Raw genomic sequence first — 15,491 nt, forward strand, 5'->3', positions numbered from 1 at the left:
TGATTCCTCCTTTTGGATTGGTTCGTCAAATTAATTCTAAAGGATTTCAAGGTGTCTTTTCTATTGTTTTTCAAAATAAAAAAGATGCTGGTGTCATCCACCAACATCAAAAAGTATAGAGCCTTTAAAAGTTGCTTCAATGAGTGTCTTTTTTTACTGTTGAAAACTACGACGTTCGATAAATTCTGAATTTAACAATACCGTTTTCGTTGTTTTTCGTGGATAAAGCAATTGATCAACCAGCAGATCTATCGATGTTTTGGCAATCTCGTCGGCATCGATTTTAAAGGTAGATAGAGGTGGGCTAATGTATTTGGCGATATCGTTATCATTGATACTAATGATTTCGATTTGTTGTGGAACTTGGATATTGGCTTCATTAAACGCTTGTAACACGCCTACAGCTAAGGTGTCAGAAGCAACAAACAAGCCTTGTGGTAAATGAGATTGAGTCAATAATTGCGTCGCCAAATAATAGCCTTGTTGTACTGTAAATGATCCATCAGCAAAAATCAATGTTTCATCTAAGCAATTATAGTGTGCAAGTGTTCGTCGAAAGATGATTTCTCGAGTGTCTTTTTCCACTAAACCTGTTTCAGGATTTAAAAAACCTCCACCGATAAAACCAATTTTTTGGTAGTCTTTTTTTAAAAAAAATTCAACGGCTTTACTCGTCATGCGATCGGTGTCAGGTTTCACCGTGTCAAATAAATCAGGTAAAGGATTGAGTTCTAGTAAGACGCCATTTCGACTGATAGCATGTAATTGTTCGAGTTGCTTTTTAGTCAATCGCCCAACTGCGACAAAACCACTGATATCATTTGGGATCAAATCAAATGAATCTCCAAAGTTCATCGTACTCATATCCATACTGTTCAACTCTGCGTATTTTGTCAATGAAGTCTTTAAATTATGGAAGTAAAGATCTTCAAATTCTTCAAATTCACTAATCCAAAAAATAAACATGATTTTTTCTAAAGTCGTTTTAATCTTAGAGCGGTCGTATCCCATTGCGAGTGCGGTTTGTACAATTTTATGTTTTGTTTCTTCAGCAATCGAGAGTGTTTTATCTCCTTTTAAAAGTCTAGAAACTGTAGCTTGAGAATAGCCTGAGTGCGTCGCGATATCTTTGATAGTCACCATATAAGACACCTCCTAAAAGCTAAGTATACCTGAATCGATATGAAATACAAATAAAATTTAGTAAATATATTTACTAAATTTAGAAAAATATATTTACTATTATCGATAAATGTTGTATGATCTCTTTGGTAAGCGATTACATTTTAGGAGGAAGTCAGATGAAAAAAACATGGGGAATCATTGGATTAGCGAGTCTGTCATTAGTCTTAGGAGCTTGTGGGCCTAGCGATGCAGCAACAAAAACTAGTTCTGAGAAAAAAGATGGTCAAGCTGATTTAATTGTTTGGGAAGACAAAGACAAAAAAAGTGGGATTGAAGAAGCTGTCAAAGCATTTGAAAAAGAAAATGATGTCACAATCAAATTGATGGAGAAGGCTTACGGTAACCAATTGGAAGATTTACGACTAGATGGTCCAGCGGGAACAGGAGCGGATGTGATTACGATTCCTTCTGATCAAATCGGTACAGCGGTTACGGAAGGTTTACTGCATGAATTAAGTGTTACATCAGAAGAACAAGATGCATTTACAGAAGCCGCAATCAAATCACAAATAGTTGATAAAAAAGTCTATGGCTTACCTAAAGCTGTTGAAACGCAAATTTTATTTTATAATAAAGCACTCGTCGCACAAGATAAGTTACCAAAAACAACAGACGAATGGTTAACACTTTCAAAAGAAACAACTGCGAAAAACCAAGAACAATATGGCTTATTAGCACAATGGGATCAAGTCTATTACGCACAGGGAGTGATGACTCCATTTGGAGGATACATTTTTGGAGAAGATAGTTCAGGCAATTATGATCCTAATCAATTGGGAATCGATAGTAAAGGTGAAATCGAAGGAGCTGAATATATCCAACAATTTTACAAAGAAAAAGTGTTCCCAGCTGGAATTATCGGCGATCAAGGGATCAATGTGTTGGATTCTTTATTTACAGAAGGCAAAGCTGCTGCAGTTATTTCAGGACCTTGGAATTTAGAACCTTACAAAAAAGCGGGTATCGATTATGGTGTAGCTGAATTACCTTTATTGCCAAATGGAAAGCATATGTCCTCTTTTATCGGGGTTAAAAGTTATAACGTAAGTAGCTATTCAAAGAATCCAGAGCTAGCTGAAAAATTTGTTAAATTTATTACGGATGAAGAAAATTCAAAAGTACGTTATGAAAAGACTCAAGAAGTACCTGCATTAAAAGCGTTAGCAGAAGATAAAAGTGTGATGGAAAATCCAAGTACCGTCGCTATTGCAGAACAATCAAAATATGCTGAACTGACTCCTGGGATTACAGCGATGAATTCAGTTTGGGATCCAACTAACGCTGCGTTGCAAACGATCGCAACTGAAAAAGCAACGCCAGCCGATGCATTAAAACAAGCCGCAACCCAAATCAAAGAAGCCATTGCAGCGACCGATAAGTAATTGAAAACAAGATAGAAACTTTTCTATCTCGTTTCATTTAGTAGATAAAGGAGACTATTATGGAGCATTCATTAAAAAAAAACATGCCACAAGCTACAAAAGCTTTGCTTGCTTCGCTGATTCCTGGTGGAGGACAAGCTGTCAATAAGCATTATGTAAAAGCCGTACTCTTTTTTTTCTTTTTTTGTATGTATCTACTCGTATTTAAAGATCTATTTAATATTGGATTATGGGGACTTGTCACTTTAGGAACAGAACTTCCACGCGACAATTCAATTTTCTTATTGGCAGAAGGATTGATCGCACTGATCGTATTAGGTTTTGGCGTTCTTTTTTATGCGTTGAATCTGCGTGATGCGTATATGAATGGCAAACGGATTGATCAACAGTTTCGCGTTTCTTCAATCAAAGAAAGTTATCAAGCACTTTTAGCAGAGGGATATCCTTACCTGATCAGTAGTCCAGCATTTTTCTTACTCGTTTTTTCAGTTATTTTTCCTATTCTTTTTAGTATCGCTCTAGCATTTACCAATTACGATCTTTATCATTCAGCACCTGCGCATCTTGCCGATTGGGTGGGACTAGAAACTTTTAAAAAGATTTTTACGATTTCGATCTGGCGTCAAACTTTTTTAGGAGTACTAGGTTGGACTGTAGTTTGGACACTCATTGCGTCAACGCTCCAAGTTTCATTAGGGATCTTTTTAGCGGTACTAGTTCACCAAAAAGAAGTTCGTTTCAAAAAAATTTTCCGCACGATTTTAATTTTACCTTGGGCCGTTCCAGGATTTATTACGATTTTAGTTTTTGCAGGTCTATTCAATGATTCATTTGGTGCAATCAATATGAGTATTTTAAGCTTTCTCAATATTTCACCGATTCCATGGTTAACAGATGCGAATTGGACAAGACTTGCATTATTGCTGATGCAAGGGTGGTTAGGTTTTCCTTATATTTTTATCGTGACGACTGGAACGCTCCAAGCAATACCGGAAGATCTATACGAAGCAGCTACAATTGATGGTGCTTCTGCGATCGATAAATTTAAAAAGATTACGTTACCCATGGTGTTGTACTCAATGGCACCAATCATCATCACGCAGTTTACTTTTAATTTCAATAATTTTAATATCATCTATTTATTTAATTCGGGAGGTCCTGCAATTCCAGGATCGACAGCTGGTGGAACAGATATTTTGGTTTCTTGGATCTATAAATTGACCGTAAAAAATAGTCAATATGCTGTTGCTGCAGCGTTAACGATCTTACTTTCCGTTTTTGTGGTTGCCATTGCATTGTGGCAATTTAAACGAACGAATTCATTTAAGGAGGAATTTTAATGGGGGCAACACAAAAACAACAGAAACTTTTTCGCTTGACCATGACCTATCTCGTCTTGCTTTTAATGTGTTGCATCGTATTGTACCCGTTACTTTGGACGATCGGCGCAAGTTTTAATCCAGGAAACAGCTTGGTCAGTACTTCGATCATTCCCAAAAATGCAACGTTAGCACATTATAAAGAATTATTTGTCATTAAAGATACATTTTATTATCTAAGATGGTATGTTAATTCGTTAAAAATCAGTGTCTTCACGATGTTATTTTCACTTATTTTCGTGTCGATGACGGCCTATTCATTTTCACGTTTCCGTTTTAAAGGACGAAAAAATGGATTGATGCTCTTTTTATTGCTACAAATGATTCCGCAATTTTCAGCGTTGATCGCTATTTTCGTCTTGGCACAAATGCTTGGTATGATCAATAGCCATTGGTTGTTGATTTTCATCTACGTAGGTGGCCAAATACCGATGAATACCTATTTGATGAAAGGATATTTTGATACAATTCCTAAAGAACTTGATGAAAGTGCAAAAATCGATGGTGCAAGCAATACGCGTATTTTTTTAGAAATTTTGATTCCTTTAGCCAAGCCTATGCTAGCCGTAGTGGCAATGAATGGGTTTACGGGTCCTTTAGGTGATTTTGCACTTTCGTCGATCTTATTACGTAATCCGGAATATTATACATTACCAATCGGTTTATATAAATTAGTAACGGATAAAATGGGCGCTAGCTATACAACGTTTGCAGCGGGGGCTTTGTTGATTAGCATCCCGATTGCTGTGATTTTCATCTTTTTACAAAAATACTTTGTGTCTGGTTTAACGGCTGGAGGAACGAAAGGATAATGTTATGACGAGATATGATGAGGAAAAACGTTTTTTACATGGAGGAGACTATAATCCAGATCAATGGCTAGATTATCCTGAAGTGTTAATACAAGATTTAAAATTGATGCAACAAGCCAATACGAACACTTTTTCACTAGGGATTTTTGCTTGGAGTGCCCTAGAACCCAAGGAGGGCCAGTTTGAATTTGAATGGTTGAATCGTGTGATGGACGACATCGCAGCTTTTGGTGGCAACATCATCTTAGCAACACCTAGTGGTGCGCGACCAGCCTGGTTATCACAAAAATATCCAGAAGTGCTTCGAACAAATGAAAAACGTGAAAAGTGCTTGCATGGTGGTCGGCATAATCATTGCTTTACGTCGCCGATTTACCGAAAAAAAGTCGCACAAATCAATCAAAAATTAGCAGAACGCTATCATGATCATCCGGCGTTATTGATGTGGCATATTTCCAATGAATATTCTGGTGAATGTCATTGTGAACATTGTCAAAAGGCTTTTCGTCAATGGTTAAAAGCGAAATACCATACGCTTGAAGCAGTGAATGCTGCGTGGTGGGGTGCTTTTTGGAGCCACACGTATACAAGTTGGGAAGAAATCGAATCGCCTTCGCCATTAGGTGAGCAAATGGTACATGGTCTAAACTTAGACTGGCGACGTTTTGTGACGGATCAGACGATTGATTTTTATTTAACTGAGGTTCGAGCAATCAAAACCTATTCTACAAATGTACCGATTACTACCAATTTTATGGCAGACACGGCAGATTTGATTCCGTTCCAATCGTTAAACTATGCAGAATTTGCTAAACATGTGGATATCGTTAGTTGGGATTGTTATCCAGCTTGGCATAATGATTGGGAAACGACAGCAACTTTAGCGAGTAAAGTTGGATTTATTAATGATCAATATCGGAGTTTAAAACAACAACCTTTTTTGGTTATGGAAAGTACACCAAGTGGCGTTAATTGGCACGAATTCAATAAGACCAAACGTCCTGGGATGCATCAATTGTCTTCATTACAATTGATTGCACATGGTTCGGATAGCAATCTTTATTTTCAATGGCGAAAATCGCGCGGATCTTCGGAAAAATTTCATGGGGCAGTAGTTGATCATGATGGTTCTAGTGACAATCGTGTCTTTCAAGACGTCAAACAGATCGGTGCACAACTAGAACAGATCAAAGAAATCAAAGGAAGTCAAAAGGTAGCACGTGTCGCTATTTTGTATGATTGGGAAAATAACTGGGCGTTAAATGATGCCCAAGGATTTGCTTTAAACACCAAGCAATATCCTCAAACACTGCAAGCACACTACCAACAATTTTGGGAAGCAGATATTGCGGTGGACATCATTACCGTAGATCATGAGCTAAGTGACTATGATCTAGTCATTGCACCGATGCTTTATTTGATCACGGAGCAAATGATGAACAAATTGTCGCTATTTGTGGCTAACGGGGGTACTTTAGTTGGGACGTATCTTACAGGATACGTTGATGAACATGACTTGGCTTATTTAAATGGCTGGCCCAAATCCTTGCGCGAATTATTTGGAATCAATTTAATCGAAACAGATACGTATTATCCGACGCAACACAATGCGATTGAGTTTAAGAATCAAAATTTTGAAACAAAAGACTACCAAACAAGAGTAGCGATTGAAACAGCTGAAATAATAGGCGTGTATAAACACGATTTCTATGCTGGGGAAGCGGCGATTACGGTGAATACTTATGGTAAAGGTGCGGCTTATTTTATCGGTGCCAGAACGGAAGCAGCATTTTTACATCAGTTTTATACACCACTTATCGAGCAACTTCATTTGGAAAACCCTTATATTGACTTATCTTCACCTGCTGTTTCGGTGCAATCGCGAATAACTGAAACGGATGAATATGTTTTTGTCCTCAATTTCTCAGAGCAACCAGCAGAAATTAGACTTACAAAAACTGGTTATGATCTTTTGAGTAAAACACAAGTCGAAAAAGAATGCCTTTTGGCTCCCTATGAAACAAAAGTGTTGAAATACCCACGCACGTAGATGACTACGTGCGTTTTTTAGGCGTATTAGTTGTACTTTTACTGACTTCATTGTTAAATGAGCATGAGGAGTGAAGGCAATGAAGAGTGTAGTAAGAAGAAGAAAAATTGGAAATATCCCGGTATTAGAAGTAGTAAAAGAGCAAGACACTTATAATGCGTTACCGATGATCGTATATTATCATGGGTGGCAAACAGCAAAAGAATTAGTGTTGACGCAAGGACGTAAATTGGCTGCAGTTGGATTTCGAGTGATCTTACCAGATGCGATGAATCACGGTGAACGCAAAACTGAACGTTCAAAAATTCCTTCATTGACCTTTTGGCAGAGTATTCATACTAATTTATTTGAATTTGATACTATTATCGCTTATTTTGACAAATTGAATTTAACAACGGGTGTATATGGTGTTGGTGGGGTATCAATGGGTGGAATGACTACGACGGCACTGTTAACCCAACATCCGGAAATTCAAGCCGCCGCTTGTGTGATGGGAACACCCAATCTGAATCGCTATAAAGAACGGATCAAAAAAAATGCAGTCAAATATGGATTAGCATTGCCAAAAGACTATGATGCGTTATTAAGTTGGACAGATCATTATGATCTAGCACAAAAGCCAGAAACGCTAGCAAAACGTCCGATTGTGTTTTGGCATGGGACAGAAGATGAAAAAATCCCGTTTGAAGACGTGGAAGATTTTATTGAACTCAATGCGCAATCAAATATTACGTTTTGGCAAGAACAAGAACGTCATTTGGTGAAAACGAAGACGATGGATGAGATCACTGATTTCTTTGTGAAGCATTTGTTAGAATTAAACTAAGAAACTACGATAAAAATAAAAAAACTGAACAAAAAACTAGTTTTTCGATGAACTCTTCTATATAATGGATAAGGTATAAATTTAAGGAGGAGACACAATATATGGACTATCGTGTTTTACTATACTACAATTATACAACGCTTGAAGACCCAGAGGCTTTTGCCGCAGAGCACTTAGCATTCTGTAAAGAATTAGGTCTAAAAGGACGTATTTTAGTAGCAAATGAAGGAATCAACGGCACACTATCAGGAACAGTAGCACAAACGGATGCTTACATGGAGCACATGTTAGCGGATCCACGTTTTGCCGATACGATGTTTAAAATCGATGAGGCAGAAGGACATGCATTTAGAAAAATGTTTGTACGTGCGCGCCCTGAATTAGTGTCATTAAACTTAGAGCAAGATATTGACCCACATGAACTGACTGGAAAATATCTAAAACCAACTGAATTTAAAGAAGCATTATTAGATGAAGATACGATCGTAATCGATGCTCGTAATGACTATGAGTACGATTTAGGTCACTTCCGTGGCGCGATCCGTCCGGATATTCGCAATTTCCGTGAATTGCCACAATGGATCCAAGACAATAAAGAACAATTTATGGATAAAAAAGTGGTTACGTATTGTACAGGAGGAATTCGTTGTGAGAAATTCTCTGGTTGGTTATTGCGTGAAGGAATCGAAGATGTCGCGCAACTTCATGGTGGAATTGCAACGTATGGAAAAGATCCAGAAGTACGCGGCGAATTATGGGATGGTCAAATGTATGTCTTTGATGATCGTATCGCGGTTGAAATCAACCAAGTGGACAAACAAATCGTTGGGAAAGATTGGTTCGATGGCACACCTTGTGAGCGTTATATCAACTGTGCCAATCCTGAGTGTAACCGCCAAATCTTAACTTCAAAAGAAAATGAAGACAAACACTTAGGTGGTTGTAGCTATGACTGTGCTGCCAGTGAGCACAATCGCTACATCGTAAAAAACAATATCTCAGCTGAAGAACGTCTAGCGCGTCTAGCTGCGATCCAACAAGAAGTAACAGCATAATCAAACATCCGCTCAAATGGGCGGATGTTTTTTTGTCAGTTAGAAAAAAATATGCGATACTAGAAAAAAAGGAGGAGAGCAACTTGAAAGAAAAACAAACATTTCATATCAATGGGTATTTAGGGTTATTCGTATTATTGATCGTATTATTAGGCGATGCCTTTTTAGTCTATACGGGTGTCACAAATGAGCAGCCAACTTTTGTAATTTTAAGTATTTTGATTGCCATCATCATTTGCTTATTTGCAAGTTCTTTGACGATCGTCAGTCCCAATCAAGCCAAAGCGATTTTATTTTTTGGTCAATATTTAGGAACGATCAAAGACAATGGACTATTTATCACGACACCTTTGACCCAAAAAATCAATGTATCATTAAAGGTCCGTAATTTTAACAGCGCAACGTTAAAAGTCAATGATTTAGATGGAAATCCAATTGAGATTTCAGCCGTTGTGGTGTTTAAAGTGGTCGATACAGCAAAAGCGTTATTTGATGTAGATCAATATCAAGAATTTGTCGAGATCCAAAGCGAAACAGCAATCCGTCATATTGCGTCTCAATATCCTTACGACACATTTAATGATGATGACCTTACTTTGCGTGGTAATACCAGCGAAATCTCAGCAGAACTAGCCAAAGAATTACAAGAACGGTTAGCTGTAGCGGGAGTAGAGGTCATCGAAACACGTCTAAATCATTTGGCTTATGCGACAGAGATCGCAAGTGCCATGTTACAACGACAACAAGCACGTGCGATTTTAGCGGCACGTCAAACGATCGTTGAAGGAGCGGTATCAATGACGCAAATGGCGCTCGAGCAAATTCAAGACGGTCAAGATATCGTCTTTACGGATGATCGTAAAGTTCATTTGATCAATAATTTACTAGTATCGATTATTACCGACAAAGGCACGCAACCGGTGATCAATACCGGAGATGTGCAAGGCGATCGAACAACTAGATGAAACGCATCGATCGCAAACAAAACCTTTTTGCCTTTAGATAAATCGTTACTCTTTACGACGAATACTAGTCTTCGCTTTATGTGGTTAAGAGAAGTGTGTTTCAGATATCTCAAGAATTTATAATTTTGGGTCATGATAACCAAACGATTGCTAAAGTCACGAAAGAAGTGTTCCATTTTTTACTCCGTTTTAAAGTTCGAGTCAATGCAATCCATACGTTTAAATAGCCGAATCATTATCGAAATAGGTTCACCTATTTTGATAATGATTCGGCTTATTTCTTTAGTTGCTTACTTCTGTCACAGTCTCTTTTTTGGGTAAGATGATGGAAACGATTGTGCCTTGGTTAGGCAGACTGGTCATTGTAAATATTGCTTCATCTCGAAATAACAGCCACAAACGTTCTTTGATATTAGTCAAGCCGATACCAGAAAAGCGTTTTTTAGAATCAGTCGATGCGGCGACCCCAACACCGTCATCAATGATTTCGATTTTTACTTGTGTTTGTGTATGAGAGACTAAAACATTGATTTGACCGGTGCGTTCATTTGGAAAGGCATGGATAAATGCATTTTCGACGATAGGTTGTAGCAGTAATTTGGGAACAAGACTTGTCGCTTCCTCATCGTCTTGGTAAAGATGAACTGTGACGTGATTTCCAAAACGCATTTGTAAGATAGTGATATAATCTTTTAGAATACTCAATTCCTCCTGAAGTGAAATCAATTCAGCAGTATTGCCGATCGTATATTGCAATAAACGTGTAAAGGCTTCGATCGACGCTACAGCTTGTTCATTTTCTTGCTTCATAATTTGAAATTTGATTGCGGTCAATGTATTGTAAATAAAATGTGGCTGGATCTGTAATTGGAGAGCACGAATCTACATTGCTCGTTTGATTTCTTCTTGTGCCATAATTTCAGTTAATGAATCTTGAAAATCATCTAGCATTTTATTATAAGCGCGTTGCAATGTTTGAATTTCTTGTGTACCTGAAACAATCATCTTAGGTGGAAGATTACCATATGTCACGTGTTCGAGTTGGTTGGCTAAAGCGTATAAAGGAGCAATACGTCTTTTAATCAACCAAAAAGTTAAAGTAGCACTAAGCAAGATCATTAAGGCTAGCAAGCTATAGATTAAAGGTTGTAAAAATAGGTCATTGGCTACAAGTTGATTGTTGGTCACGATCTTTAAAGTATATCCAAAAGTTGCCACTGTAAAATTTTGAACGTGTAGATTATTATCCATTTGCTCATTCGTCACGTGGATCAGTTTTTTGGCAGTAGCAGGTGTTTGATTTGACGAAATTAGTGTGGATTGGGTATCGTAGATCACGATTTGATCAATTTCAGCATTAAAGATGGAGCGGTAAAACTTAGAAAAATCACTATCTGAAATAAAAATCAAAGCAGCGCCAACCACAGTTTCTGTATCATCTAAGATCGCCTTTGAAACCACAAGGCCACCTTCGGATTTCGTATTAGGAAAATAGCCGTTCTCAAGTGCTTGGTAATGGAGTTGATACGGTCGTTTGAGTGTTTCTTTAAAGAAAGTTGCATTTAATAGTTCAGTGGAACTCGTGCTTGGGTAGACACCATTTTGGGATAAAAATTTACCATCTAGATTAATCAAAAGTAAATGGCTGGCGATTTGATCGTAGAGATAGTTACTCTGCTTTAAACTTTTTAATAATTGATAGAACAATTGATTTTTGGCTACAGGATCTAATTTAGGATCATTCAGAAAAGTCGTGATATACGGATTTTTTTGTAAATCTAAAAACTGGTTCGTCAGACTATCATTTAGTTTAGTATAATCTTCTTGGATTTTTTTCACACTTGTATTGACCGTTTTTATATGAGTATTGATATAGACTTTTTCCGCACTTTTTAGCGTTAGCAAAACACTGATGAACGATACAGTTAGAATACTGATCAAAAAGAGTAAGAAGAATTGAACAAATAGTTCATTTTTTTTATACCATCTAAACATGTTCGATTCCTCGGCGGTATTGACTTGGAGTTTGACCTGTTCGCTTCTTAAAGACTTTTGAAAAGTAACTGATATCTGTAAATCCAATCGATTCAGCAACTTCAGAAATCGTCACATCTACTTGTTTTAATAAATCTTTAGCACGTTTGATACGTAATTCATTCATATAATTGGTAAAATTCATCTCTGTTACTTGAGGAAATAAAGAAGACAAGTAGCTGTAATTATAGTGAAAATGATCTGCCAATTCTTTTAACGTCACTTGACGGTGCGTGTTGCGATATAAATAATCAGAAATTTCATGAAACGGTAAATGTGCTTATGGAGCTGTCCAAGATTACTTATATGAAGCCATTGCGACGATTTTAGAAGAAACACAGATCGACTATATCAAATGGGATATGAATCGCAATATTACTGAAGCATATAGCATGAGTTTAGCAAGCGACCGACAAAGTGAATTTTTCCATCGCTATATTTTGGGTGTATATGCCTTGTTAGAGCGATTGACTCAAGATTATCCAGATGTTTTGATCGAAGGCTGTTCTGGTGGGGGTGGACGTTTTGATGCTGGGATGTTGTATTATACACTACAAATTTGGACAAGTGATAATACAGATGCCTACGAGCGGTTGAAAATCCAATATGGAACAAGTCAACTTTTTCCGCCGTCAACGATGGGAGCGCATATTTCTGCGGTACCAAATCATCAGACCGGACGAATGACGTCATTGGCTTTTCGTCGAGATGTGGCGATGTGTGGTATTTTTGGCTTAGAATTAGATTTAACAGCACTCTCAATAACTGAGAAACAAGAGATTGCAACTGCGATCGCTTTTTATAAAACCAATCGACAATTGTTACAATATGGTACCTTTTATCGATTAGTGAGTCCTTTTGAGCAAAAAGATGCCGCTGTTATGGTCATCAATCAAGAGAAGAGTGAAGCAATCGCCTATTATTATCGAGGCTTGATCATTCCTTCTGAACCGTTACACATTTTGAAATTCACAGCATTAGATCCTGATCGTCTCTATGAAGTGAATGGACAACAGCAACTTTACGGTGATGAACTGATGCAAGTCGGTCTATATGTGCCACTTCCTAATATAGGCGATTTTCAAAGCATTCGATTCCATCTGCGAGCATTGTAAAAAGAGAATGTGACAGAAGTGGGCAGCTCTAAGAAATAGCCGCATCATTTCCGAGAATAGATGGATCTATTTCGGTAATGATGCGGCTTATTTTTCGAAGGAGCTCCTTTTCGAACACTGTTTATTCGATTTGTTAAAAGATGTGATAGAAGTCTGTCGCATCTTTTTTTAGTATTGTCGATGAATCAATTTCCCGGGTAAAACATATAATGGATCGAGTGGTTTTTCAGGCGTTAAAATCCGATAAAGCAATAATTCGATCAGTAAATCAGCCATTTCTTCTATTGGCTGTGCAATCGTCATTAGTATTGGAAAATAGGTTTGGATCATTTTGGTTCCATCATATCCGATCAACTGCAATTCATCGGGAATCTTGATCTCAAGTTCCTGACATAAATTCGCCACTAAAATTGCGGTTAGATCATCTGTACAAAACAGAGCATCAAAATCACGTTCTTGTAAAATCGAACGCAATTTACGTTGTTTTAATGCTGGTGAGGATTCAAATTCTGCAAAACGATAAACATGTTCTGTTAAGTTATGTTCTTTGATCAACGCTTGATACCCTAATAAGCGTTCATTTGTTGGTGAGTTTGAAGATAAGCTACCCGTGACGATTGCGATATTTTTCGCACCTTGCTGATAGAGTGTTTGTGTGGCTAGATAACCGCCGTAGAAGTTGTCACTACCTACGATCGGGATTCCATCTGCCAAATACCGATCAAAAGATACCACCGGCAAATCGAGTTCTTTATATTCTTCAATACCCAAATTATGGGCTCCAGCAATGATTCCATCGACTTTATTGGCATTTAACATATTCAAGTAGCTACGCTCTTTTTCACTATTGTGTGCACAGTCACACAAAATCGTTTTATAGCCACGCGTAAAGAGTTTTGTTTCTAAACACTCCACTAATTCTCCAAAAAATGGATTGGCTACTGTTGGAAAAACAAGTCCAATCAATTGCGTTTTTTTTCCTTGAAGGGAGCGCGCTAATGAATTTGGTTGATAATTTAATTCTTGCATCGCTTGTTGGACTTTTTGGATCGTTTTTTGACTTAGCGAACCGTAATTGTTGATCACTCTAGAAACAGTAGTAGGTGAGACACCTGCACGTTTGGCAACATCGGTTAATTTGACTACCATGTAGCATTCCTCATTCTATTCATTCATTGATCGTAACGGCCAAAAGGCGACGTTTTCGGCACTACCTGTTAACGCGAGCGTTCGTTGTTGTTTTGTTGGAAACATCCGACCACTCAAGACAGCTTCCCCATGATTGATAAATAACTCAAACATCGAACTATCGACGAATAATTGTAAATGTAAGGTCTTTGTTCTAGCTTGATAACTTCTTGTCGTACCATATTCAGGACTAGGAACGTGCGTCATTTGTCCACGATCTACGCTTATCATACCACGAGTCGTATCAAATGCGATGACTAATCCTTTTGTATGATCTGAATTTGCGGCAATCACTAATTCTCCGCGCTCTCCTTCTGGCAACGTGAGTTGCAGTTCATAACTATTGTTCTCAGCTGTCAGACCGTCTTGCAATTGTTTAACGGTAACGGGAAGGGCTTCTTGTCGTAATAATGTCGTTTCGCTAATAGGGCGTTGATACAAGTGTCCATCTTGGATGTGTAGTTCACGAACAAGCGTTAAGCCGTGTGCCCAATTTTCTTGATCAGTAGGATAGTGTAATTCCGGTAATCCCATCCAACCGATCGTTAAAGCACGACCATCTGGTGCTTGGAATCCTTGTGTTGCATAAACGTCAAATCCTTCATCGATATGTGAAAGCGTAGAAGGTGTCGTGAGCGTAGCTGTTTTGGAATCAAATTTTTCTGCAGTGATATAGGTATTTGGATAAATGTTTTGGTAATCGAAGATCGTTTTGTCGATTCCTTGTGGGCAAAAGATCAACACTGCTTGACCGTCAACAAATAATAAATTTGGACATTCGATCATATAGCCCATTTCTTGATCCGTAAATGTTAACGCACCTAATAAGTTCCAGTTGATTCGATCATCTGATTGGTAACACAATACTTGGCCTTTTTCATCATCTGTTTGTGCGCCGATGATCAAATAATATGTATCCTCGTAGAAAATTACCTGTGGATCACGAAAATGGTGGGTATAGCCTTGTGGCGGATCTGGAATCAATGGCGTGTCGATTTTTTTGACGGTAAAATCAGATTCCATGTAAGCTCCAAGCTGGTAGGCATGGCGATCCCATTGGGCATTTCTTACATTTCCTGTGAAAGCTAAAAACAATTGATCACCTACAGGCAATGCTGAACCAGAATAGACTCCGTGTGAATCATAGATGCTATCTGCTTCAAGACGAATCCCATCTCTTTTCCAATCAATTAGGTTATCAGAGTACAAATGATACCAAGATTTCAAACCATGAACAGGGCCAAAAGGATAGGCCTGGTAAAAAATATGCCATTGTCCATTGAAGTAAGAAAAACCATTTGGATCATTTAAAAGACCTGTGACTGGTTGGATATGATAGTGAAAACGCCAGATCGAAGCATCGACTTGCTTTGTTAGTTCATCTACGTAGGCTTTTGGCCATTTGTCATAAGGACGATAGCGTAATTCAGTCGTCCATTCTTGAATCATTTCCATATTTTTTTCTCCTTTACGTAACCGTATTCTTATCTTCTTTAAAAT

At 37.9% G+C, this 15,491-nt stretch carries 14 protein-coding genes and 1 pseudogene; 9 read left to right on the forward strand and 6 right to left on the reverse strand.

All coding sequences use genetic code 11. The features are described from left to right. Positions 1-153: 153 nt before the first annotated feature. Entirely contained in the window at positions 154-1,143 is a 990-nt protein-coding gene (locus ACWOEC_RS10195; RefSeq protein ID WP_455307963.1) for a LacI family DNA-binding transcriptional regulator, read from the reverse strand. A gap of 158 nt (positions 1,144-1,301) precedes the next feature. Between ACWOEC_RS10195 and ACWOEC_RS10200 the strand changes: the two genes are divergently transcribed. The 7 genes from ACWOEC_RS10200 to ACWOEC_RS10230 all read left to right on the forward strand — a co-directional run bounded on the left by ACWOEC_RS10200 (position 1,302) and on the right by ACWOEC_RS10230 (position 9,654). Further along, complete coding sequence (locus tag ACWOEC_RS10200; RefSeq protein WP_455307965.1) at positions 1,302-2,567, forward strand: extracellular solute-binding protein; 1,266 nt, start codon at positions 1,302-1,304, stop codon at positions 2,565-2,567. A 59-nt stretch (positions 2,568-2,626) separates the two neighbouring features. Continuing rightward, positions 2,627-3,907, forward strand: coding sequence for a carbohydrate ABC transporter permease (locus ACWOEC_RS10205; protein ID WP_455307967.1), 1,281 nt, complete (start codon positions 2,627-2,629; stop codon positions 3,905-3,907). Beyond that, positions 3,907-4,758 (forward strand): sugar ABC transporter permease, encoded by an 852-nt coding sequence (locus ACWOEC_RS10210; RefSeq protein ID WP_455307969.1) that lies wholly within the window; start codon positions 3,907-3,909, stop codon positions 4,756-4,758. Before ACWOEC_RS10205 ends, ACWOEC_RS10210 begins: the two co-directional genes overlap by 1 nt. A 4-nt stretch (positions 4,759-4,762) precedes the next feature. Next, positions 4,763-6,808 (forward strand): beta-galactosidase, encoded by a 2,046-nt coding sequence (locus ACWOEC_RS10215; protein ID WP_455307971.1) that lies wholly within the window; start codon positions 4,763-4,765, stop codon positions 6,806-6,808. A 79-nt stretch (positions 6,809-6,887) separates the two neighbouring features. Next, complete coding sequence (locus ACWOEC_RS10220; protein WP_455307973.1) at positions 6,888-7,634, forward strand: alpha/beta fold hydrolase; 747 nt, start codon at positions 6,888-6,890, stop codon at positions 7,632-7,634. A gap of 101 nt (positions 7,635-7,735) precedes the next feature. Next, entirely contained in the window at positions 7,736-8,689 is a 954-nt protein-coding gene (trhO, locus tag ACWOEC_RS10225; RefSeq protein ID WP_297076642.1) for an oxygen-dependent tRNA uridine(34) hydroxylase TrhO, read from the forward strand. A gap of 83 nt (positions 8,690-8,772) precedes the next feature. Next, positions 8,773-9,654, forward strand: a complete 882-nt coding sequence (locus ACWOEC_RS10230; RefSeq protein WP_455307975.1) for an SPFH domain-containing protein — start codon at positions 8,773-8,775, stop codon at positions 9,652-9,654. A 282-nt stretch (positions 9,655-9,936) separates the two neighbouring features. On the opposite strand, the gene ACWOEC_RS10235 is transcribed toward ACWOEC_RS10230, so the two are convergent. Genes ACWOEC_RS10235 through ACWOEC_RS10245 form a run of 3 tightly spaced genes read right to left on the reverse strand, consistent with a single transcriptional unit; the run spans position 9,937 to position 11,911 of the window. Then, positions 9,937-10,536 carry a sensor histidine kinase gene (locus tag ACWOEC_RS10235; RefSeq protein WP_455308005.1) on the reverse strand — a complete coding sequence of 200 codons (600 nt, stop codon included), beginning with the start codon at positions 10,534-10,536 and terminating at the stop codon, positions 9,937-9,939. After that, complete coding sequence (locus ACWOEC_RS10240; RefSeq protein ID WP_455307977.1) at positions 10,537-11,649, reverse strand: hypothetical protein; 1,113 nt, start codon at positions 11,647-11,649, stop codon at positions 10,537-10,539. It lies immediately after the preceding gene. Continuing rightward, positions 11,642-11,911, reverse strand: coding sequence for a helix-turn-helix domain-containing protein (locus ACWOEC_RS10245; protein WP_455307979.1), 270 nt, complete (start codon positions 11,909-11,911; stop codon positions 11,642-11,644). The genes ACWOEC_RS10240 and ACWOEC_RS10245 overlap by 8 nt, the downstream gene beginning before the upstream one ends. Before the next feature lie 76 nt (positions 11,912-11,987). Between ACWOEC_RS10245 and ACWOEC_RS10250 the strand changes: the two are divergent. Continuing rightward, positions 11,988-12,509, forward strand: a pseudogene (locus ACWOEC_RS10250) (alpha-galactosidase); the annotation flags it as partial. A gap of 60 nt (positions 12,510-12,569) precedes the next feature. Continuing rightward, the gene (locus ACWOEC_RS10255) at positions 12,570-12,803 is read left to right on the forward strand and encodes a GH36 C-terminal domain-containing protein (protein ID WP_455308007.1); all 234 of its coding nucleotides are present in this window, start codon (positions 12,570-12,572) and stop codon (positions 12,801-12,803) included. 168 nt (positions 12,804-12,971) lie between these two features. On the opposite strand, the gene ACWOEC_RS10260 is transcribed toward ACWOEC_RS10255, so the two are convergent. Both ACWOEC_RS10260 and ACWOEC_RS10265 read right to left on the reverse strand, forming a co-directional pair. Then, positions 12,972-13,952, reverse strand: coding sequence for a LacI family DNA-binding transcriptional regulator (locus tag ACWOEC_RS10260; RefSeq protein WP_455307981.1), 981 nt, complete (start codon positions 13,950-13,952; stop codon positions 12,972-12,974). A gap of 15 nt (positions 13,953-13,967) precedes the next feature. Further along, on the reverse strand, positions 13,968-15,446 hold the full coding sequence (locus ACWOEC_RS10265; RefSeq protein ID WP_455307983.1) for a sucrose-6-phosphate hydrolase: 1,479 nt from the start codon (positions 15,444-15,446) through the stop codon (positions 13,968-13,970). Between the last annotated feature and the right edge of the window lie 45 nt (positions 15,447-15,491).

It is taken from the genome of Enterococcus bulliens (assembly GCF_053761865.1).

Coding starts and splice junctions, on each gene's coding strand:
- ACWOEC_RS10195 (WP_455307963.1), bottom strand. CDS start 1,143: ATGGTGACTATCAAAGATATCGCGACGCACTCAGGCTATTCTCAAGCT.
- ACWOEC_RS10200 (WP_455307965.1), top strand. CDS start 1,302: ATGAAAAAAACATGGGGAATCATTGGATTAGCGAGTCTGTCATTAGTC.
- ACWOEC_RS10205 (WP_455307967.1), top strand. CDS start 2,627: ATGGAGCATTCATTAAAAAAAAACATGCCACAAGCTACAAAAGCTTTG.
- ACWOEC_RS10210 (WP_455307969.1), top strand. CDS start 3,907: ATGGGGGCAACACAAAAACAACAGAAACTTTTTCGCTTGACCATGACC.
- ACWOEC_RS10215 (WP_455307971.1), top strand. CDS start 4,763: ATGACGAGATATGATGAGGAAAAACGTTTTTTACATGGAGGAGACTAT.
- ACWOEC_RS10220 (WP_455307973.1), top strand. CDS start 6,888: ATGAAGAGTGTAGTAAGAAGAAGAAAAATTGGAAATATCCCGGTATTA.
- trhO (WP_297076642.1), top strand. CDS start 7,736: ATGGACTATCGTGTTTTACTATACTACAATTATACAACGCTTGAAGAC.
- ACWOEC_RS10240 (WP_455307977.1), bottom strand. CDS start 11,649: ATGTTTAGATGGTATAAAAAAAATGAACTATTTGTTCAATTCTTCTTA.
- ACWOEC_RS10255 (WP_455308007.1), top strand. CDS start 12,570: ATGGTCATCAATCAAGAGAAGAGTGAAGCAATCGCCTATTATTATCGA.
- ACWOEC_RS10260 (WP_455307981.1), bottom strand. CDS start 13,952: ATGGTAGTCAAATTAACCGATGTTGCCAAACGTGCAGGTGTCTCACCT.
- ACWOEC_RS10265 (WP_455307983.1), bottom strand. CDS start 15,446: ATGGAAATGATTCAAGAATGGACGACTGAATTACGCTATCGTCCTTAT.